Source organism: Sphingomonas olei, from assembly GCF_045369765.1.
Lineage (GTDB): Bacteria > Pseudomonadota > Alphaproteobacteria > Sphingomonadales > Sphingomonadaceae > Sphingomonas > Sphingomonas panaciterrae.
In genome coordinates this window covers 33,435-52,889 of sequence record NZ_JBIQEU010000008.1, presented here as the reverse complement: position 1 = coordinate 52,889, position 19,455 = coordinate 33,435, and the positions used below count along the sequence as shown (strand labels likewise).

Here is a 19,455-nt window from a genome sequence, read left to right as displayed (position 1 = left end):
CAAACCTTGCAGTGCGCGCGGAACGGACCATGTAGCGTCCAATCATGACATTTGACACACTTCCCGCGCCGCTCGCTGGCGCGCTCGCCGAGCGCGGCTATCAGGCGCCCACGCCGGTTCAGGCCGCCGTAATCGAACCGGAGGCCGCTGGCCGCGACCTCATCGTTTCCGCCCGGACGGGTTCCGGCAAGACCGTCGCCTTCGGCATGGCGATGGCATCCGAGCTGCTGGGCGAGGACGATCGCATCATTCCCTCGCGTGAGCCGCACGCGCTCGTCATCGCGCCGACTCGCGAACTCGCGCTTCAGGTCAGCCGCGAGCTGATCTGGCTCTACGGTCCGACCGGCGCGCGCATCGTCACCTGCGTCGGCGGCATGGACGCGTCCAAGGAGCGCCGGAACCTCAATCACGGCGCGCATATCGTCGTCGGCACGCCCGGCCGCCTGCGCGACCATCTCGAGCGCGGCGCGCTGGAGCTTTCCGCACTCAAGGTCGCGGTGCTCGACGAGGCGGACGAGATGCTCGACATGGGCTTCCGCGAGGATCTCGAGGAAATCCTCGACGCGACGCCCGAGACGCGCCGCACGCTCCTGTTCTCGGCCACCATGCCCAAGCCGATCGTTCAGCTGGCCAAGCGCTACCAGAAGGACGCGCTGCGCATCTCCACGGTCGAGGAAGACCGCGGCCATGGCGACATCAGCTACCAGGCCGTCGCGGTCAGCCCGTCGGACATCGAACATGCGGTGATCAACCTCCTTCGCCTGTACGAGGCGGAGACGGCGATCCTGTTCTGCGCCACGCGCGACAATGTCCGCCACCTTCACGCCAGCCTTGTCGAGCGCGGCTTTGCCGCCGTGGCGCTGTCGGGCGAGCACAGCCAGAATGAGCGTAACGCCGCGCTTCAGGCGCTGCGCGATCGCCGCGCCCGCGTCTGCGTCGCGACCGACGTCGCCGCGCGCGGCATCGATCTGCCGAGCCTCAGCCTCGTCATTCACGTCGAGCTGCCGCGCGACGGCGAGACGCTGCAGCACCGCTCGGGGCGCACCGGGCGCGCGGGGAAAAAGGGCACCGCGGTGCTCATCGTCCCCTATCAGCGCCGCCGCTGGGCCGAATCGATGCTGCGTAACGCCAAGATCCCGGTCGAATGGGTGCCGGCGCCGACGCCAGAGGACGTGCGCGCCAAGGATCGCGAGCGGCTGCTCGAACAACTGCTCGCCCCGGTCGAGGTGGAGGAAGAGGATCAGGCGCTCGCCGAGCGGTTGATGGCCGAGAAGACGCCGGAGGAAATCGCCGGCGCCCTCGTCCGTGCCTATCGCGCCGCCATGCCCGCGCCGGAGGAGATCGTCGCCGCGACGCCGGAGGCGCATCGCGCCGCCCAGCGCGAGAAGCACCGCCCGGGCTTTGATGACGTGGTGTGGTTCCGCATGAACCTTGGCCGTCGCCAGAACGCCGATCCGCGCTGGATCCTGCCGCTGATCTGCCGCCGCGGCAATCTGACGAAGAACGATGTCGGCGCAATCCGCATCGGGCCGAACGAAACCGCCTTCCAGATCCCGCGGGCGCTGGCCGCGAAGTTCCAGTCGGCCGTGGCAAAGACCGCGAGCCCCGAGGACGACGTGCTGTTCGAGGTGTCGGACCAGGCACCCTCCTCGCGCGGGGCCTCCGGGCCGCGTACCGGCAGCGCGGATCGTGTCGACGGTCGGGCGGGACCGGGCCGTGGCCCCGCGCGCGGTGGCCCGGATCGTGGTGGGCTGGGTCGTGGCAGCGCGGGCCAGGGCGGCCCGGCGCGTTATTCCGCGACGCGCACCAAGCCGTCGGGCGGCGGTCCGCGCCGCCCCTGACCGGCGCGCGCATCGCCGCACTTTAAGCGCATCGACTTAAATCTCGTTGCACCCGTCAGCGGTGCCCATTACCCCCGGCGCAACGGCCAGGAGCGCCGGGGGAGAGATTGATGCGCACCATAAAGTTACAGAAGCCCGGCGGGCTCGACCGCCTGCAGGTCGCCGATAGTGAGCGGGTGGCGCCCGGCCATGGCGAGATCGTCGTGCGCATCGGCGCCAGCTCGCTCAACTTCCACGATTATGCCGTCGTCACGGGGATGATCCCGACGCCGGACGGCCGCATCCCGATGTCGGACGGCGCGGGCGAAGTGGTCGAGGTGGGCGAAGGCGTCCGCGAGTTCGCGGTCGGCGACAAGGTCGTCTCCACCTTCTTCCCGCACTGGATGGATGGCGAGCCGGCGCTTGAGTTCATGCTCGACGTCCCCGGCGACGGTGCCGATGGCTTCGCGCGCGAATATGTGACCGCGCCCGCCACCTCCTTCACCCGCGCGCCGCAGGGCTATTCGGATGCCGAGGCGGCGACGCTGACCTGCGCCGGGCTCACCGCGTGGCGCGCATTGGTCGTCAACGGCCAGGTCAAGGCCGGCGATACCGTGCTGGTGCAGGGCACCGGCGGCGTGTCGATCTTCGCGCTGCAATTCGCCAAGGCGGCCGGTGCGCGCGTCATTGCCACCTCCTCCTCGGACGAGAAGCTTGAGCGGCTGCGCAGCATGGGCGCCGACCACCTCATCAATTACAAGAGCCAGGAGAATTGGGGCGAGGTCGCGCGGGGCCTGACCGGCGGGCGCGGCGTTGACCATGTCGTCGAGATCGGCGGGTCGGGCACCATGCCGCAATCGATCGCCGCGACGCGGATCGGCGGCCATATCGCGCTGATCGGCGTGCTCGCGGGCATCGTCGGCAATGTGCCGACGATGTATGTGATGCAGGGCAATCAGCGGATCATCGGCCTGACGGTCGGAGCGCGCCGCCACCAGCAGGACATGGTCCGCGCGATCGAGGCGAACGGCATCCGCCCGATCATCGACAAGCACTTCCCGCTGGAACAGATCGCCGACGCCTTCCGCCACCAGGAATCGGGCAAGCATTTCGGCAAGATCGTGCTCGACATCTGACCGGCATGGGTGCGCGCGGGGATTGCTCCTGCGCGCACCTAAGCCATTGCACCCGGACGCCTTCGCGCATTAGGTGCGGCAATCTTATTGTCGCAATCCGGGGACATCATGAAATTCACGGCGGCTTCGCTCGTCTCTCTCGTCGCGCTTGTTGCGCACAGCGCATCCGCCCAGGTTCCGGCCGCCAAGCCCAAGTGGGACGTGAACGCCCCCGCCGGCGCCACCATTCGCGAGGTACCGATCCGCACCAGCGAGGGCAGCTGGATGGACGTGGACGTCAGCCCCGACGGCCGCACGCTCGCCTTCTCGCTGCTGGGCGACATCTACACCATGCCGATCGCCGGCGGCACGCCGACGCGCATCGCCGATGGCCTCGCCTATGAAGTGCAGCCGCGCTTCTCGCCCGATGGCCGGCGCATCGCCTTCACCTCCGATCGTGGCGGTGGCGACAACATCTGGGTGATGAACGTCGACGGCAGCGACAAGCGGCAGGTGACCAGGGAGGATTTCCGCCTCCTCAACCAGCCGAGCTGGAGCAAGGATGGCCGCTTCATCGTCGCCAAGAAGCATTTCACCACCGGGCGCTCGCTCGGCACCGGCGAAGTGTGGATGTACCACGTCTCCGGCGGCAGCGGGGTCCTGCTGGTCAAGCGCCCCAACGAAACCCACCAGAAGGAACTGGGCGAGCCGGTATATGCGGCGGACGGCAAGTCGGTGTTCTACACCCGCAACGTCACGCCCGGCCCGATCTTCGAATATGCGCAGGATTCGAACACCAACCTGTTCGATATCGAGCGTTATGACCTCGATACCGGCGAGGTGACCAAGGCAGTCACCGGCGCCGGCGGCGCGGTGCGCCCGACGCCGTCCCCCGATGGCAAGAAGATCGCCTTTGTCCGGCGCGAGGCGACCCGCTCCAAATTGTACGTGAAGGATCTCGCTTCGGGCGAGGAGCGCAAGATCTACGACGATCTCGACCAGGATTCGCAGGAAACCTGGGCCGTCACCGGCGTCTATCCCAACATGGCGTGGCTCCCCGACAATTCGGGCCTCGTCTTCTGGGCCAAGGGCAAGATCCGCCGCATCAACGCCGATGGCAGCAACGCGCGCGAAATCCCGTTCACGATCAACGACACGCGCGGCATCCTCGATGCCCCGCACCCGGAAATCGCGGTCGCGCCTGATCGCTTCACCACCGCCATGCCGCGCTTCGCCAGCGTCTCGCCCGACGGGCGGCAGGTGGTGTTCGAAACGCTCGGCAAATTGTGGGTGAAGCCGGTTGCCGGCGGCGCCGCCCGCCGCCTGACGCGCGACAATGACGCCTTCGAACTGTTCCCCAGCTGGTCGCGCGACGGCAAGTCGCTGGTCTATGTCAGCTGGACCGACGACGGCCTCGGCCGGCTGCGCGTGATCGGCGCCAGCGGCGGCACCGCGCGCGACGTGACCGGCCAGCCGGGCCATTACGCGCGCCCGCGCTTCTCGCCCGACGGCAAGACGATCGTGTTCGAGCGCAGCGGCCATGGCGGGCTGACCAGCCCGAAATGGACCGAGGATTCGGGCGTGTACCGTGTTGCGACCACCGGCGGCGCGGTCAGCCGCGTGCTGCGCGGCGCCGCCTCGCCGCAATTCGGCGCGGCCAACGACCGCATCTTCATGCTGGAGGATGAGCGCAAGGACGGAAAGTCGGTGCGCCAGCTCGTCAGCACCGACCTGTCGGGGCAGGACAAGCGCGTTCACGCCAATGGCGAACTCGCGACCGATTACATCGTCTCGCCGACCGGCGAATATGTCGCCTTCCGCCAGAATTACGCCGCCTATGTCGTCCCCCTGATGCCGGGCGGGCAGACGGTGTCGCTCTCACCCGACAGCAAGACGCTGCCGGTGACGAAGGTCAGCGCGGGCGGCGCCGATTATATCAACTGGTCGACCGACGGCACGCAGCTGCACTGGAGCCTGGGCCCGACGCTCTACACCGCGTCGACCGCCAGCCTGTTCCCCGCCGCGCCGCGCGGCGAAGGAACGCCCGGCTTCACCCCGCCGACCAGCGGCATCAGCCTCGCCATGGAGCAGGCGGCGGCCAAGCCGACCGGCACCGTCGCGATCACCGGTGCGCGGCTCGTCACCATGGCGGGCGAGGATGGCGGCATCATCGACGATGGCGTGGTGGTGATCCGCGGCGATCGCATCGTCGCGGTCGGCCCGCGCGCCTCCACCGCCATCCCCGCCGGCGCGACCACCGTCGATGCCGCGGGCAAGACGATCATCCCCGGTCTCATCGATGCGCACGCGCACGGTCCGGCCGGCACGGATGAGCTGGTGCCGCAGCGCAACTGGTCGATGATGCAGAACCTGGCGCTTGGCACCACCACGCTGCACGATCCGTCCAACCGCTCGAGCGAGATCTTCGCCGCGGCGGAGATGCAGCGCGCCGGCCTGATCCTCGCGCCGCGCATCTTCTCCACCGGCGAGATCGTCTATGGCGCGAAGGCCGCCGATGTGTACGCGCAGATCGACAGCCTCGACGATGCGCTGGCGCACGTCCGCCGGCTGAAGGCGCAGGGCGGCCACAGCGTGAAGAACTACAACCAGCCGCGCCGTGACCAGCGGCAGCAGGTGGTGGAAGCATCGCGGCGTGAGAACATGCAGGTCGTGGCGGAGGGCGGCTCGCTCTTCGGCCTCGACATGACTCACATCGCCGACGGCAATTCGACGCTGGAACACAATATCCCGCTCGAAACCTTCTACGATGACGTGCTTCAGTTCTTCTCGGCGTCGAAGACCAATTACACGCCGACGCTGGTGGTCAGCTACGGCGGCCTCGCCGGCGATCCGTACTGGCGCCAGGCGACGGATGTGTTCGCGCATCCGCTGCTGAAGGCGCATACCCCGCCGACGCGGCTGCTCGCCGACAACGCCCGCCGCATCAAGGCGCCCGACAACAATTTCGTCGACGACGACAATGCGCGCGAGGCGCACAAGCTGGCCAAACGCGGCGTGCTCGTGTCGATCGGCGCGCATGGCCAGCAGGCCGGCATCGGCGCGCATTGGGAATTGTGGTCGTTCGTGCGCGGCGGGATGACCCCGCTCGAGGCGCTTCGTGCCGGCACGATCGTCTCGGCCCAGTCGCTCGGCATGGCGAAGGACATCGGCTCGCTGGAGGTGGGGAAGCTCGCCGATCTGGTGGTGCTCGATGCCGATCCCACGGCCGACATCCGCAACAGCGACAAGGTCCGCCAGGTGATGCTCGGCGGGCGGCTGTACGATGCGGCGACGCTCAACGAGGTCGCCACCGGCACGGCAAAGCGCGGCCGCTATTTCTGGGAGAATGGCGCCGCCGAGTAACCCCGGCGCCCTCCTCCACCCCATCCGCAACCCCTTGTGTTCGCCGCCCACCGGCGGCGAACGTCCGTCCCCCAGGAGTATGATCATGGATCGTCGCACCTTCCTCGGCAGCACCGGCGCTGCCGCACTGGCGACTGCCGTTCCCGCCGCCGCGCAAAAGGCCGCCGCCCCCGCCGCCGCCGGCACCAACGACCAGCAGCTGCGCACCTTGCTCGACCGTATCTTCTACGAGCGGATCGACGAGAACCCGGAGGGCGCCACTGCGCTCGGCCTCGACACTGGTGAGCGTGCGGCGCTGAAGTCGCAGCTGAACGACGGCTCGGCCGCCGGCGCGCAGAAGGATCTGGCGCGCGCGAAGCGTGAACTGGCCGCGCTGCGCCAGATCAACCCCGCCTCGCTCTCCCCCGCCGCCCGGCTGGATTACGAGGTCGTCTCCTACCAGCTCCAGCGCGGCATCGCCGGTGCCGAGAAGTTCACCTACGGCGCCAGCATGGGCCGGTTCACGCCCTACGTCCTCACCCATCTGACCGGCGCCTATCGCGAGGTGCCCGATTTCCTCGATGCGCAGCACCGTATCAAGGATGCCGCCGACGCCGACGCCTATGTCGCGCGCGTCGCCGCCTTCGCCACGGCGATCGATCAGGATAGCGAGCGGCAGCGCGCCGACGCCGCGCGCGGTGTGTTCGCGCCCGATTATGTCCTCGACACCACGCTGAAGCTGATGGGCGGGCTGCGCGATCAGCCGGCCGCCTCGACCGTCCCGGTGACGGCGCTGGCGGGCAAGCTGAAGGCTGCGAACCTCCCCGACGCGCGCGTCGCCGAAGCGACGAAGATCATGAATGAGCAGGTGTTCCCGGCGCTCGATCGCCAGCGCGCCTTGATTACCCAACTGCGCGGTCGTGCGGTCCACGACGCGGGCGCATGGCGCCTGCCCGATGGCGAGGCCTATTACGCTGCGGCGGTCGAGGCCGCGACCACCGTCGCCATGTCGGGCGAGGAAGTGCATCGCCTCGGCCTTGCCCAGGTGGCCGAGATCAGCAACCGGATCGACGGCATCCTGAAGGCACAGGGCATGACGCAGGGCAGCGTCGGTGAGCGGCTGGTCGCGCTCAACAAGCGCCCGGATCAGGTCTATCCCAACACCGATGCCGGCAAGGAGCAGCTGGTCGCTCAGCTCAGCGCGCAGGTCGTCGCGATGCAGAAGCGCCTGCCCGAGCAATTCTCCTTCATCCCGAAGGCGCCGGTCGAGGTCCGCCGCGTGCCCAAGTCGATCGAGGCGGGCGCTCCGGGCGGCTATTACCAGAACGCCTCGCTCGATGGGTCGCGCCCGGGCATCTATTACATCAACCTGCGCGACAGCTTCGATCGCCCCAAGTTCGGCCTCGCCACCCTGTCCTATCACGAGGCGGTGCCGGGCCATCACCTGCAGGTGATGACCGCGCTCGAATCGCAGGACATTCCGCTCATCCGCCGCCGCGGCGGGTTCAGCGGCTATACCGAGGGCTGGGCGCTCTATTCGGAGCAGCTGGCAGACGAAATGGGCATGTACGAGGGCGATCCCCTCGGCCAGGTCGGCTATCTCCAGTCGCTGCTGTTCCGCGCGACGCGCCTCGTCGTCGACTCCGGCATGCATCACAAGCGCTGGAGCCGCGAGAAGGCGACCGATTACTTCATCGCCACCACCGGCATCGCGCGCGGCCGCAGCCAGAATGAGATCGACCGCTACACCGTCTGGCCGGGCCAGGCGTGCAGCTACAAGATCGGCCACACCGTCTGGGCGCGCCTGCGCGATGCGGTGAAGCAGAAGCAGGGCGCCGCCTTCGACCCGCGCAAGTTCCACGCGGTGCTGCTCGACGGCGCGATGCCGCTCACCATCCTGGAACGCATGGTGACGGAGCGGATGCTGAAGGCGTAACGCCGCCGCGCCTTTCCGCGCCGCCACCTGCGCCGCCACCTACGCCACCCTCGCTAAGGAGGCAGGATCCCGTCGATCCTGCGCCTTTGCGGCGGTGGCGTTTGTGTTAGGGGTCGGGGCAAATACGGGAGAGGCATCAATGCAGACCTATGACGACGTCGTGAACGGCCGCCGCAGCATCCGCGGGTTCAAGCCCGATCCCGTCCCCCGCGCGCTGATCGAGGAAGTGCTGGCGCTCGCCATGCGCTCCCCCTCCTCGCTCAACACGCAGCCGTGGAACTTCACCGTCGTCACCGGCGAACCGCTCGACCGCATCCGTCAGGGCAATACCGAGCGCAACCTCGCCGGCGTGCCCCATTCGCGCGAATTCCGGCTGGGCGAGGATTATGGCGGCGTCCACCGCGAGCGGCAGATCGAAATCGCCAAGCAATTGTTCGGCGCGATGGACATCGCGCGCGAGGACAAGGCGAAGCGGCACGATTGGGTGCTGCGCGGCTTCCGCCAGTTCGACGCCCCCGTCTCGATCGTCATCACCTATGATCGCGTGCTGCTGGGCAGTGACATCGCGCCGTTCGATTGCGGCGCGGTCACCACCGCATTGGTCAACGCCGCCTGGTCGCGCGGGCTGGGCTGCGTCATCAACAGCCAGGGGATCATGCAATCGCCGGTGGTGCGCGAACATGCCGGCATCCCCGACGATCAGGTGATCCAGACCTGTGTCGCCATGGGCTGGCCCGATGACAGCTTCCCCGCCAATGCGGTCGTGTCGCGCCGCAAGCCGGTGAGCGAGGCGGCCCGCTTCGTCGGCTTCGCCGACTGACGCTCAGACGCGCGGTCAGAACCGGGCGCAAAACAAGAAAGAGCCTGCCGGCGATCCGAACCGACGTGGAGTGCCGCGGTTCGGCGCCGACAGGCCCAGATGAACGGGCGGGAGCCCCTCCTCCCGCCGTCGTTCAGCGCGGAAAGCGCTTGTCCATCCAGCCCAGGATCGCGCGGTTCACCTCGTCGGGATATTCCTGCTGCGTCCAATGGCCCGATTTCTCGACCAGCACCTTGTCCAGATCCGGCACGTAGCGTTCCATCCCCTCGGCCATCGCCGGGCTCAGCACCACGTCATTTTCCGCCATCACCATCAATGACGGCACCTCGACCTTCTCGACGAGGTTCGCTGACGCCTGCCAGTTGCGGGTGAAATTGCGGTACCAGTTGATCCCGCCGGTGAAGCCGGTCGCGGCAAAGGTCTGCGCAAAGGCCGCAATCTCGTCATCGCTCAGGAATTGCTGCTGGTCGGTCGCCGGGTCGTACAGCTTCAGCCCCTCGCCCAGCGCTAGCGTGCGCTGCTCCGCCGGCAGCTTCTCATATTCCTTCAGCGTCACCATCGGCTTGCGCATGAAATAGCGCATCGACCGTTCCGGGTCGGCGCCCAGCGCGGCATCCGCCTCGCCCGGCTTCTGGAACCAGACGATGTACATGTCCTCGCCATAGACGTGGCGCATCGCGGCGATCGGATCATTCTCGCCGCGCGGCAGGAACGGCGTGTTGACCCCGATCACCCCCGCGCACCGCTCCGGATAACGCAGCGCGAATTGCCATACGACCATCCCGCCCCAGTCATGGCCGCAGGGAATCGCCTTTTCGATGCCCAGCGCGTCCATCAACCCGGCGATGTCGGCGGTCAGATGCTCGAGGTCATAATCCTCGACCTTCTCCGGCCGGCTGGTCAGGCCATAGCCGCGCTGGTCGGGCGCGATCGCCCAGCGCCCCGCCTTCTCGAACGCCGCCAGCTGGTGCCGCCACGAAAAGGCCAGTTCGGGAAAGCCGTGGCAGAAGATGACGGGCACGCCCTCGCCCCGTGGCCCCACCTCATAATAGGCCATGCGGATGCCGTTGGTGTCGGCATATTGCACCGGCGGCATTGCCTCGGCGAGCGCGCGCGGCGCTTCCATCGCATCGTTCATCGCGGCGCTCATGCCCGCAACTCCGGCCGGACGACGACCTTGCACTGTTTTTCCGGGTCGGCCAGCGCGGCAAAGGCGGCAGCGACATCATCCAGCCCGACCTCGTCAGTGATCGCTGGCAGCACGTCGATCTTGCCATCCGCGATATTGACCAGCGTCGCGGCGAATTCACCCGCGGTGTAGCCAAGCACGAAGCGGAAATCGATCTGCTTGTTGATGCACAGGAACGGCTCGATCTTGTCGGTTTCCATGCACACGCCGACCACGATCACCTGCGTGCCCACCGGCACCGATTCGATGATGTTCTGCAGCACGCCGGGCACGCCGACGCATTCGAACACGATCGCCTTCTTGCCGGCCTGACCGCTCATCATCGCCGCCATCCGCTCGGACGAGGTGCGCGGCACGCCCAGCTCGCTCCACTTGGTATGCGGCGACTCCTTTGCCGGATCGACGATGATGTCGGCGCCCATCTTCTCCGCCACGGCGCGCCGCGCGGGCGAGAAATCGGCCGCCACCACCGGGCCCAGCCCGCGCGATTTCAGCGCCGCGATCACCGCCAGGCCCACCGGCCCGCACCCGATGACGAGGTTGACCGTGTCCGGTCCCGCCGCCGACATAGCGACGGCATGTTCGCCCACCGCGAACGGCTCGGTCATCGCGGCCTGCACGTCGCTGAGCCCGTTGGGCACCTCGATCAGCATCGCCTCGCTCAGCACCATCTGCTCGCTGTAGCCGCCGGGATAATTGTTCGAATAACCGATCGCCTCATAGCCCTGCGGCTTCATCGCGATCGGCATGGAAACGACGCGAGTCCCCGCCTTCAGCGTCTTCGCCGATCCCGGGCCATGGTCGAGGATCTCGGCGGAGAATTCATGGCCGAAGATCATGTCCTTCGACGGGTCGGTACGCGATTTCTCGCCCGTCCGCTCGCCCAGTTCCAGCATGTTCTCGAACGAATGGACGGCGTGAAGGTCGGAACCGCAGATGCCGCAGGCCAGCGTCTTGACCAGCACCTCGCCCTGACCGGGCGTCGGATCGGGTACCTCGTCACACACCAATTGCTTGTTGCGTCTCACCACTGCGCGCATCGCGAGCCACCCTCTCCTGTCGTCCGGCCTGTTCCGGCGGATCATGCGTCGCATGGTGGCGCGCGCCCTCGTCCGGCGCAACCCTTATAATCATAACATGTTCGTATTTATTGCACGTGATCGGTATTTGGCGTATCCGGCCGTCAATCATGGTCGGAGGGACGAATGGTCGGCAACAGCGTGCCCGGCAGGCTGCAGGAACAGGTTATTGTGGTCGGCGCGGGGATTGCGGGGCTGTGCACTGCGCTGCGGCTGGGCGGCGGCACGCGCCGGCTGCTGCTGCTGGAACGTGACGACGCCCCGCCGGAGGGTGGCCCTGATGTGGCGTTCGATCAGTGGCAGCGCCGCGGCGTCGGCCAGCTGCGGCAGAGCCACGCCTTCCTCGCCCGGCTACGCAACATCATCCGCGACGAACATCCCCAGCTGCTCGCCGATCTCTACGCCGCCGGGTGCCGCGACATCGCCTTCCCGGACATGCTGCCGCCCGCACTGCGCACGCGCTACGTGCCCGCGCCGGGGGATGAGGATCTGACCATCATCACCAGCCGGCGCACCACGATCGAACTCGTCATCCGCCGCTATGTGGAGCAGCTTCCCGGCGTCACGATCCGCAGCGGGGTGAAGGTGCGCGAGCTGATCCAGGATCGCGACGCCTCGGGCCTGATCCACGTCACCGGGGTAATCGCCGATACCGTCAACGGGCGCGAGGAAATCCGCGCCGACGTTGTGGTCGACGCGGGCGGCAAGGCGGCCAATCTGATCGAGCAGTTGATCAAGGCCGGCGCACCGATCGGCGAGGCGGCGGAGACCGCGGGCGTGCTCTATTTCACGCGCCACTACCGCCTCCACGACGGGCAGGAGGAGCCGCCGCGCGGCGAGATCGCCGCCTCGGGCGACCTTGGCTATCTGAAGTTCGGCGTCTTTCCGGCCGACAACCATCGTTTCTCGATCACGCTGTGCGTGCCGGAGATCGAACACGGCCTGCGCCGCGCGGTGATGGACGGCGACATGTTCCAGCGCATCTGCATGGCGATGCCGGGCATGGCGCCCTGGGTCGATCCGGCGAAATCGGAACCGGTCGGCAAGGTCATCGGCATGGGCGACCTGCACAGCCGGTGGCGCAGCCTCGTCACGGACGGGCGACCGGCCGTGCTCGGCTATTTCGCGATTGGCGACGCCTTGGTACGCACCAACCCGCTCTACGGCCGCGGCTGTTCGCTCGCCGCGGTGAGCGCTGGCGTGCTGCGCCGCGCGCTCGATTCGGGCAGCGATCCGGCGGCGCGCCTGCTGGTCTATGACGGCGGCATCCGGGCGGAGGTGAAGCCCTATTACGACCTGATGCTGAAACAGGATCGCTCCGCCATCCGCCGCGCGCGCGCGACGCTCACCCCCGGCCATCGCCCGCGGGTAAAGGCGCGCCTCGCCAAGAGCTTCGTCGACGACGGCATCACCATCGCGGCGCGATCCGACATCAATCTGATGCGCGCGATGATGCGCGGCTTCCACATGCTCGAACATCCCGAGGCATGGCTGAAACGGCCCGCCAACCTCAGCAAGGTACTGAGCTATTGGGCGCGCGGGCGACGGCGCAATGCCGCGGCCTATGCGCCCATCCCCGGCCCGGACCGCCCCGAACTGATGGCGCGGCTCGGGCTCGATCCACAGGCGGACATGCTCGCCGCCTGACGGCAGCACGGGCGCGCGGCCTGCCCGCGCGCCCCACGCCTCATCCGGCGGTGGCGCCGATCGGGATCGGTGTCGCGGCAGCAACCTCGGCGTCGACCGTCGCAAACAATTTGCCCGCCGCCATCTCGTCGCGCGTCCGCTCCGGCTGCAGCGTCGCCATATGATCCAGCCGCACCAGCTCTCGCGGCACGTACCAGTGCAATGTGTCGCTGTGATACGCCTCCCACACCGTCTCGGCGACCTCGCGTGGCGGAATGGCGCGGAACACGCCGGCCTTGGGCGCGCTCGCCGCCGCGCCTTCCGGCAGGATCGGCGTATCGATCAGCGCCGGCAACACGTCGGCGACGCGCACGCCATAGGGCTTCAGCTCGATCGCCAGCGCCTCGGTCAGCCCCTTCACCGCATGCTTCGTCGCCGAATAGACCGCGATCATCGGCATGCCATAGGTCGCCGACGAGGAGGATGTGGTGAAGCACAGCGACCCCGGCGTCGCCTTCAGCAGCGGGATCGCCAGATGGATGCCGGTCAGCACGCCAATGAAATTGACCTGTACCACCGCCAGCACATCATCCCACGGCTGGTCGGCGAACGGCCCGCCCCGCCCGATCCCGGCATTGTTGTAGAGCAGGTCGAGCTTGCCGTCGGTGCACGCGGCAAAGGCGTCGAGCGCCGCGCGATACGCCGCGCGATCAGTGACATCGAGCCGCTGGACAAGGCAATTGTCCGCGCCCAGCTCTTCCTTCAGCCGCGCCAGCCCCGCCTCGTTGACGTCCACCCCGCCGACGAACCAGCCTTCGCGGGCGAACAGCCGCGCGGTCTCCAGCCCCATGCCCGATGCCGCCCCGGTGATGAAGATCGCCTTGCGCCCGTTGGCGCGCACGCTGCCGTCCACGCCGCTCATTCCGCTGCCTCCGATTTCTTGTCGAGGCCCATCGCGGCCAGGATTTCGGGGCGGATATTCTCCGTCCCCTTCTTCTGGATATGGTTGGCCAGCCGCGCGCCGACCGCCGCCTGCGCCTCGCCGATGAAGCGGGGGCGGTTCGCCGCCGCCCATTCGATCGACGCCTCGCGATTGGCATTCACCCCGTTCACCGCCGGCATGACGTAGCGCGCGATCAGCTCATAGGATTTCTTCTTATTGTCCCATTCGGCCCAATTGTGGTCCATCATCAGGAACGCGCCGAACCCGCCCGATTGCTCGCGCAGCCGCTCGATCTGCTTCACCGCATCCTCGGGCGTGCCGATCACCGCCATGCCCGAATTGACCAAGGCGTCGACCGGGTCGCTGCCATCCGCCGGGGCGAGCGGCAGCGCCGCCACCTCACGGAAATAGTACAGCCATTTGTCGAGGCCGAAGCGCACCTGCGCACGCGCCTCATCGCGCGTCGCGGCGACATGCATCGGCCCGACCAGCCGCCACTGGCTGCGCTCGACGCGCGTGCCGCTATCGGCCGCCTGCTGCTCGGCGATCGCCCAGTTGGACGCCAGCGCATTGAACCCGCCGCTTTGCGTGGCGCCGATCGACAGCAGCCCCAGGCCGTGCCGCCCCGCCGCCGTCGCGCCCGATGGCGACACCTGGCTCGCCACGCTGATCTCCACCGAGGGGCGGCTGTACGGCAGCATCTGCAACCGCGCCTCGTTCAGCTCGAACCAGTCGGTCTTCTTCGTCACCTGCTCACCGCGCAGCAGCGGGACGAGCACGTCGATCGCCTCGTCCATCCGGTCGCGCTGCTTGGCGACGGGAATGCCCATCATGAACGCGTCCGACGGCAGCGCGCCCGGCCCGACGCCGAACATCACGCGCCCGCGGGTGATATGGTCCAGCTGGTTGATCCGGTCCGCCAGCATCAACGGGTGGTGGTACGGCAGCGACGACACGCCGGTCCCCAGCCGGATGTGCCGCGTCCGCTCCGCCACGGTGGCGATGAACAATTCGGGGCTGGCGATCAGTTCGTAGCCGGCCGAATGATGCTCGCCGAGCCACGCCTCATCATAACCCAGTTTGTCCATGTGGACGACGAGATCCAGGTCGCGCTCCAGCGCCAGCGTCGGGTTCTCGTTCAACGGGTGGAAGGGCGCAATGAACGCCCCGAAGCGAATCCTCTCTCCCGCCATCTCTTCTCTCCTCCTGCCCTGTTTGGCGGCGATGCTACGCCGCACCACCGGCGGAGGCCATATGGATTCTGCAACATGTTATGATAATTTGCCCCGGCGCGGCGTTGCGGCTAAGGGACGGGGTGCCTAGGGTCCATGCCATGCAGAGGAATTACGGATGAGCCGCCGCGAGGAGGCGAAGGCTGAGCGTCGCCACCGCATCATCGCGGCCGCCCGCGATCTGATCAAGGAAACCGGCGACACCGGGCTGTCGATGCGCGCCATCGCGGCGCGCGCCGGCGTGTCGCTCACCACGCCCTACAATCTGTTCGGCTCGAAACGCGCGATCGTCATCGCCTTGCTGGAGGATGTGCGCGAATTCCACGAACGCTTCTCGCAATTGCGCAGCGTCGGCCCGGTCGACCGCATCTTCCAGGCAGTGTCGATCACCATCGCCTATCTCGCCGACGACCCCGATTTCTACCGCACCCTGTGGACCGAGGCGCTGCGCTTCGACAGCAAGGAATTGCGCGGTGAGCTTCAGTCGCCGCAGCGCTACGGCTTCTGGTTCTCGCTCCTGGGGGAGGCGCGCAACGAAGGCGCGCTGCTGCCGGGGCTGGAGCTTGATCCGCTGCTCCACGCGCTCGACGGCGTCTATGTCGCCGCGATGCTCGCCTGGGTGCTGGGCGCGATCGACGTGCAGGAGATCGAGGCGCATGTCAGCTACGGCTATGCGCTGGTGCTGCGCGGCGCGGCGACGCCCGAATATAGCGCCGCGATCGAGGAAAAGCTGATGGGCTATCAGCGCGATCTGATGACGCTGCGCCCGGCCGTCGTCGCCGCCTAGGGCCATTCGGGCGCCGCCCCGGCACGCGGCCGGGGCGGCGCCCTTCTGCATTACGCCTTGATCGCGGCCAGTGCCTGGTCGAAATCGGCGATCAGGTCATCGGCATCCTCGACGCCGATCGAGATGCGCACCAGATTGTCGGTAATGCCCAGCGCCGCCTTGCGATCATCGGCGACCGACAGGTGAGTCATCCCGGCCGGGTGGCTCGCCAGCGTCTCGGTGCCGCCCAGGCTCACCGCCAGCTTGGCGATCTTCAGCGCGTCGAGGAACGCGAACGCCTCCGGCTCGCCGCCCTTCAGGTACAGCGAGAAGGTCGAACCCGCGCCGCTGCAATGGCGGCGATAGATGTCGGCCTGCCTTTTGTCCTCGCCCCGCTCCAGGAAGCCGAGGTAGCCGACTTTCTCCACCTTGGGATGCGCGGCCAGGAATTCGCACACCTTGGCGGCATTCTCGCCCGCGCGGCTCATGCGCAGTTCCAGCGTCTCGAGGCTGCGCAGCAGCATCCACGCCGTGTTCGGGTCGCAGATCGTGCCGATCGTGTTGCGCATCAGCCGGATGGTGTTGATGTGCTCCTTCGATCCCAGCACGCCGCCCGCCACCAGGTCCGAATGGCCGCCGGCATATTTGGTCAGCGAATAGACGACGATGTCCGCGCCCTGCTGCAGCGGCTTGGCCCACAGCGGCCCCAGGAACGTGTTGTCGATCGCGATCGGCGGCTTGTTCTCGCCGGTGAAGATCGCGTCACGGCTCGCCGCGACCGCTTCCACGTCAACCAGCGCGTTGGTCGGGTTGGCCGGGCTTTCGAGATAGATCAGCGCGACATTGCCGGTCGCCGCCTCGGTCAGCACCGCGTCGATCTCCTCGCGCGTCGCACCGGCCGGGAAGTCGAGCCACTTCACGCCGAACTTGCCCAGGATGCGCGCGATCAGCGTCTCGGTCGCCGCATAAAGCGGGCCGGAATGGACGATCGTGTCGCCCGGCTTGGTCATCGACAGGAACAGCGTGGCGATGGCGGACATGCCGCTGGAGAAGGTCAGCGCATCCTCGGCATCTTCCCACACGCTCAGCCGGTCTTCCAGGATCTCCTGGTTCGGCCCGTTGAAGCGCGAATAGACAAGGCCCTCGGCCCCGCCCGGCCGCTTGCCCGTCACGCCCTCGAAATGGCGCTTGCCGGCGGCGGCATTGGGGAAGACGAAGGTGGAGGTGAGGAAGATCGGCGGCTTCAGCGCGCCTTCGGACAGCGCCGGGTCATAGCCGTGGCCCATCATCAGCGTCGCCGGCTTCAGCTTGCGCCCGCCGATCTCCTCGACCGCCGATTTGGGGGAGACGCGCGGGGCGACGCCGGTCAGGTCGGCTTCGGTTTCCTTGGTCATTCAGTAACTCCGGTCGGTGGCAGGTTGATCGCCACCTTGCCGGCAGTCTTACGGCCGGTGGCCTCGCACCGCCATCATTTGGCGACATAAGGGGTGAAGGCACCGATGACGCAGCTGCCGGTCGGGAAACCCGCCGTGCGGTCGACCGTTTCCGCAATGTCACCGCGGCACAGCCGGGGACCGAACTGGCGCGTGACCAGCATGTCGCCGCGCGCCACGCCCTCGCACCCGCCGTTGGTATTGCTGACATAGATGCGGTTGCGCCCTTCGCGATAGACCAGCTTGTCGCCGATCGCGCGCAGCGAGATGGTGCGGAACCGCGTGTCGATGCAATCGACCTGCGGCTGCGGGGTCAGCCGCGCGAGGTCGCGTTCCAGCTGCATCCGGTCGCGCTCCTGCGGGCCGGGCCGGTCGGTGCCCGCGCCGCTCGCACAGCCAGTGGCGGCAACGGCGGCGGCCCCGGCCATCGCGGCAAGCGCAAAGGTTGTCAGCACCCTGGCCATCATCATCCCTCCATGCTCGCGCGCAGGTTTGTCCTGTCGCGCCACCAACGTTTCTACCCGCGAAAACTATCCTTCGCCGCTCGTAGTTCACCCAGTCGGGCGGCGCTGTCGGCGCGCAGGAAGGGATTGGTCGCCAGCTCCTCGCCGATGGTGGTCGGGATCGTCGCCTCGCCCGCAGCGCGCGCCGCATCCACGCGGCCCATCCGTTCACGGATTGCCTCATTGCCGGGCTCGGCGACCAGCGCATAGCGGCCGTTCGACTGGGTATATTCATGCCCGCAATAGACGCGCGTCGCCGGCGGCAGCGTGGCATAACGCTGCATGTTGCCGAACATGTCGTCCGGGGTGCCCTCGAACAACCGGCCACAGCCCATCGCGAACAATGTGTCGCCAGTGAAGATCGCAGCGTCATCGGCAAAGTGGAAGGCGACATGCCCCTGCGTATGGCCGGGCACCCGCATCACCGCCGCGCGATGCGCGCCCAGCGACACCACATCGCCCTCGCCGACGCCATGGTCGATCTGCCCGATCTTCTCGCGCTCCGCCTCCGGCCCGGTGATCCGCGCGCCCGTCGCCGCGACGATCGCGCCATTGCCGCCGACATGATCGGGGTGCCAGTGCGTGTTCCAGATGTCGGTGATCGTCCATCCTCGCGCCGCTGCCGCATCCAGCACCGGCTGCGCCTCGCCCGGATCGATCACCATCGTCGCGCCCGATGCGGGGTCGTGGACCAGCCAGCTGTAATTGTCGCTCAGCACCGGCACGCGCACGATTTCCAGCGCCCCCGTCGCTGCTTCAGCCGGCACCCTCTCCTGTGACAATGGCATCATAGCCCCTTTCATTGAATTCGATCAGGCAGAAACCGTGGCCGAACGGATCGGCAAAGCCCGCGATCCGGCCATAGGGTGCCGCACGCACCCCCGTCTCGTCCACCGCCCCCGCCGCGATGGCGGCCGCGCGCGCCGTGTCGAGGTCATCCACCGCAATGTCGAAATGCACCGGCGTCCAGTGCCGGCGATAATCGCGGCGCGCTGGCGAGGCATCGCTCGCCACGCTGCCGTCGGCCTGTTCCAGCAGATAGAGCGGCGCTTCCAGCCCGAGCAGCTCGACCGCGCCTGCCCCGATCCGCCGCCCGACCCGAAGGCCGAGCGCGCGGCAATAGAAAGCCTCTGCCCGCGCGAGATCGGGAACGTCGAGGTTCACGATCAGTCGCGCGGGCGCGGGCATCACCAGGTCCCGGTATTCGGCATCGACGCCCAGGGTTCCTGCGGCGGCTTCGGCCCGTTCAGCTGCAGCAGCTCGATCGAGATGCCGTCGGGCGTCTTCACGAACGCCATGTAACCGTCCCTCGGGGGGCGGTGGACGGTATAGCCGGCGTCGAGCACCGCCTGGCACGTCGCGTAGATATCGTCGCAATCATAGGCGAGGTGCCCGAAATTGCGCCCGCCGGTATATTCCTCCGGCGCGCTGCCATCCTCGGGGGGCCAGTTATAGGTCAGCTCCACCTCGGCATGGGCGCGCTCGCCCGGCCCGCGCATGTCGTCCGGCGTGGCAAGGAAGATCAGCGTGAATCGCCCTGCCTCGCTCTCGGTACGGCGCACTTCCTTCAGGCCCAGCACCTCAAAGAATTTGATCGTCTCTTCCGGGTTGGTGACCCGGATCATGGTGTGCAGATAGCGCATCAATCCTC

At 67.7% G+C, this 19,455-nt stretch carries 16 protein-coding genes; 7 read left to right on the top strand and 9 right to left on the bottom strand.

Annotated elements, in window-relative coordinates; all coding sequences use genetic code 11:
- Positions 1–44 precede the first annotated feature (44 nt).
- The 5 genes from ACH0BU_RS10645 to ACH0BU_RS10625 all read left to right on the top strand — a co-directional run bounded on the left by ACH0BU_RS10645 (position 45) and on the right by ACH0BU_RS10625 (position 9,033).
- Positions 45–1,841: a DEAD/DEAH box helicase gene (locus tag ACH0BU_RS10645; protein ID WP_296218171.1), complete on the top strand. Its 1,797-nt coding sequence runs from the start codon at positions 45–47 to the stop codon at positions 1,839–1,841.
- A gap of 110 nt (positions 1,842–1,951) precedes the next feature.
- On the top strand, positions 1,952–2,956 hold the full coding sequence (locus ACH0BU_RS10640; protein WP_296218169.1) for a zinc-dependent alcohol dehydrogenase family protein: 1,005 nt from the start codon (positions 1,952–1,954) through the stop codon (positions 2,954–2,956).
- A 108-nt stretch (positions 2,957–3,064) separates the two neighbouring features.
- The gene (locus ACH0BU_RS10635; RefSeq protein WP_296218167.1) at positions 3,065–6,298 is read left to right on the top strand and encodes an amidohydrolase family protein; all 3,234 of its coding nucleotides are present in this window, start codon (positions 3,065–3,067) and stop codon (positions 6,296–6,298) included.
- Between the two features lie 85 nt (positions 6,299–6,383).
- On the top strand, positions 6,384–8,213 hold the full coding sequence (locus ACH0BU_RS10630) for a DUF885 domain-containing protein (RefSeq protein ID WP_296218164.1): 1,830 nt from the start codon (positions 6,384–6,386) through the stop codon (positions 8,211–8,213).
- A 139-nt stretch (positions 8,214–8,352) separates the two neighbouring features.
- A complete protein-coding gene (locus ACH0BU_RS10625; RefSeq protein WP_136452126.1) occupies positions 8,353–9,033 on the top strand; it encodes a nitroreductase family protein in 681 nt (226 codons plus the stop codon).
- 133 nt (positions 9,034–9,166) lie between these two features.
- On the opposite strand, the gene ACH0BU_RS10620 is transcribed toward ACH0BU_RS10625, so the two are convergent.
- Positions 9,167–10,183, bottom strand: coding sequence for an alpha/beta fold hydrolase (locus ACH0BU_RS10620; protein ID WP_296218162.1), 1,017 nt, complete (start codon positions 10,181–10,183; stop codon positions 9,167–9,169).
- Entirely contained in the window at positions 10,180–11,250 is a 1,071-nt protein-coding gene (locus ACH0BU_RS10615) for a zinc-binding dehydrogenase (protein WP_241212644.1), read from the bottom strand. The genes ACH0BU_RS10620 and ACH0BU_RS10615 overlap by 4 nt, the downstream gene beginning before the upstream one ends.
- A gap of 177 nt (positions 11,251–11,427) precedes the next feature.
- Here ACH0BU_RS10615 and ACH0BU_RS10610 point away from each other — a divergent pair, with 177 nt between their 5' ends.
- Positions 11,428–12,948, top strand: coding sequence for an NAD(P)/FAD-dependent oxidoreductase (locus ACH0BU_RS10610; protein ID WP_296218160.1), 1,521 nt, complete (start codon positions 11,428–11,430; stop codon positions 12,946–12,948).
- Between the two features lie 40 nt (positions 12,949–12,988).
- Here ACH0BU_RS10610 and ACH0BU_RS10605 read toward each other — a convergent pair whose 3' ends face one another.
- Both ACH0BU_RS10605 and ACH0BU_RS10600 read right to left on the bottom strand, forming a co-directional pair.
- Positions 12,989–13,849: an SDR family oxidoreductase gene (locus ACH0BU_RS10605; protein ID WP_314471250.1), complete on the bottom strand. Its 861-nt coding sequence runs from the start codon at positions 13,847–13,849 to the stop codon at positions 12,989–12,991.
- On the bottom strand, positions 13,846–15,063 hold the full coding sequence (locus ACH0BU_RS10600; RefSeq protein ID WP_500264020.1) for an LLM class flavin-dependent oxidoreductase: 1,218 nt from the start codon (positions 15,061–15,063) through the stop codon (positions 13,846–13,848). The genes ACH0BU_RS10605 and ACH0BU_RS10600 overlap by 4 nt, the downstream gene beginning before the upstream one ends.
- 157 nt (positions 15,064–15,220) lie before the next feature.
- On the opposite strand from ACH0BU_RS10600, the gene ACH0BU_RS10595 reads away from it, so the two are divergent.
- Positions 15,221–15,889, top strand: coding sequence for a TetR/AcrR family transcriptional regulator (locus ACH0BU_RS10595; RefSeq protein ID WP_125945892.1), 669 nt, complete (start codon positions 15,221–15,223; stop codon positions 15,887–15,889).
- Between the two features lie 50 nt (positions 15,890–15,939).
- Here the strand turns inward: ACH0BU_RS10595 and ACH0BU_RS10590 are convergent, their stop codons facing one another.
- The 5 genes from ACH0BU_RS10590 to ACH0BU_RS10570 all read right to left on the bottom strand — a co-directional run bounded on the left by ACH0BU_RS10590 (position 15,940) and on the right by ACH0BU_RS10570 (position 19,450).
- Positions 15,940–17,262, bottom strand: a complete 1,323-nt coding sequence (locus tag ACH0BU_RS10590) for a cystathionine gamma-synthase family protein (RefSeq protein WP_314471252.1) — start codon at positions 17,260–17,262, stop codon at positions 15,940–15,942.
- Between the two features lie 74 nt (positions 17,263–17,336).
- Complete coding sequence (locus ACH0BU_RS10585; RefSeq protein ID WP_296222607.1) at positions 17,337–17,768, bottom strand: hypothetical protein; 432 nt, start codon at positions 17,766–17,768, stop codon at positions 17,337–17,339.
- Positions 17,769–17,818: 50 nt separating this feature from the next.
- Positions 17,819–18,571, bottom strand: coding sequence for a hydroxyacylglutathione hydrolase (gene gloB / locus ACH0BU_RS10580; RefSeq protein WP_314471254.1), 753 nt, complete (start codon positions 18,569–18,571; stop codon positions 17,819–17,821).
- Positions 18,561–18,992 carry a VOC family protein gene (locus ACH0BU_RS10575; RefSeq protein ID WP_046409745.1) on the bottom strand — a complete coding sequence of 144 codons (432 nt, stop codon included), beginning with the start codon at positions 18,990–18,992 and terminating at the stop codon, positions 18,561–18,563. The genes gloB and ACH0BU_RS10575 overlap by 11 nt, the downstream gene beginning before the upstream one ends.
- Positions 18,992–19,450: a VOC family protein gene (locus ACH0BU_RS10570; RefSeq protein ID WP_046409743.1), complete on the bottom strand. Its 459-nt coding sequence runs from the start codon at positions 19,448–19,450 to the stop codon at positions 18,992–18,994. The genes ACH0BU_RS10575 and ACH0BU_RS10570 overlap by 1 nt, the downstream gene beginning before the upstream one ends.
- Positions 19,451–19,455 lie beyond the last annotated feature (5 nt).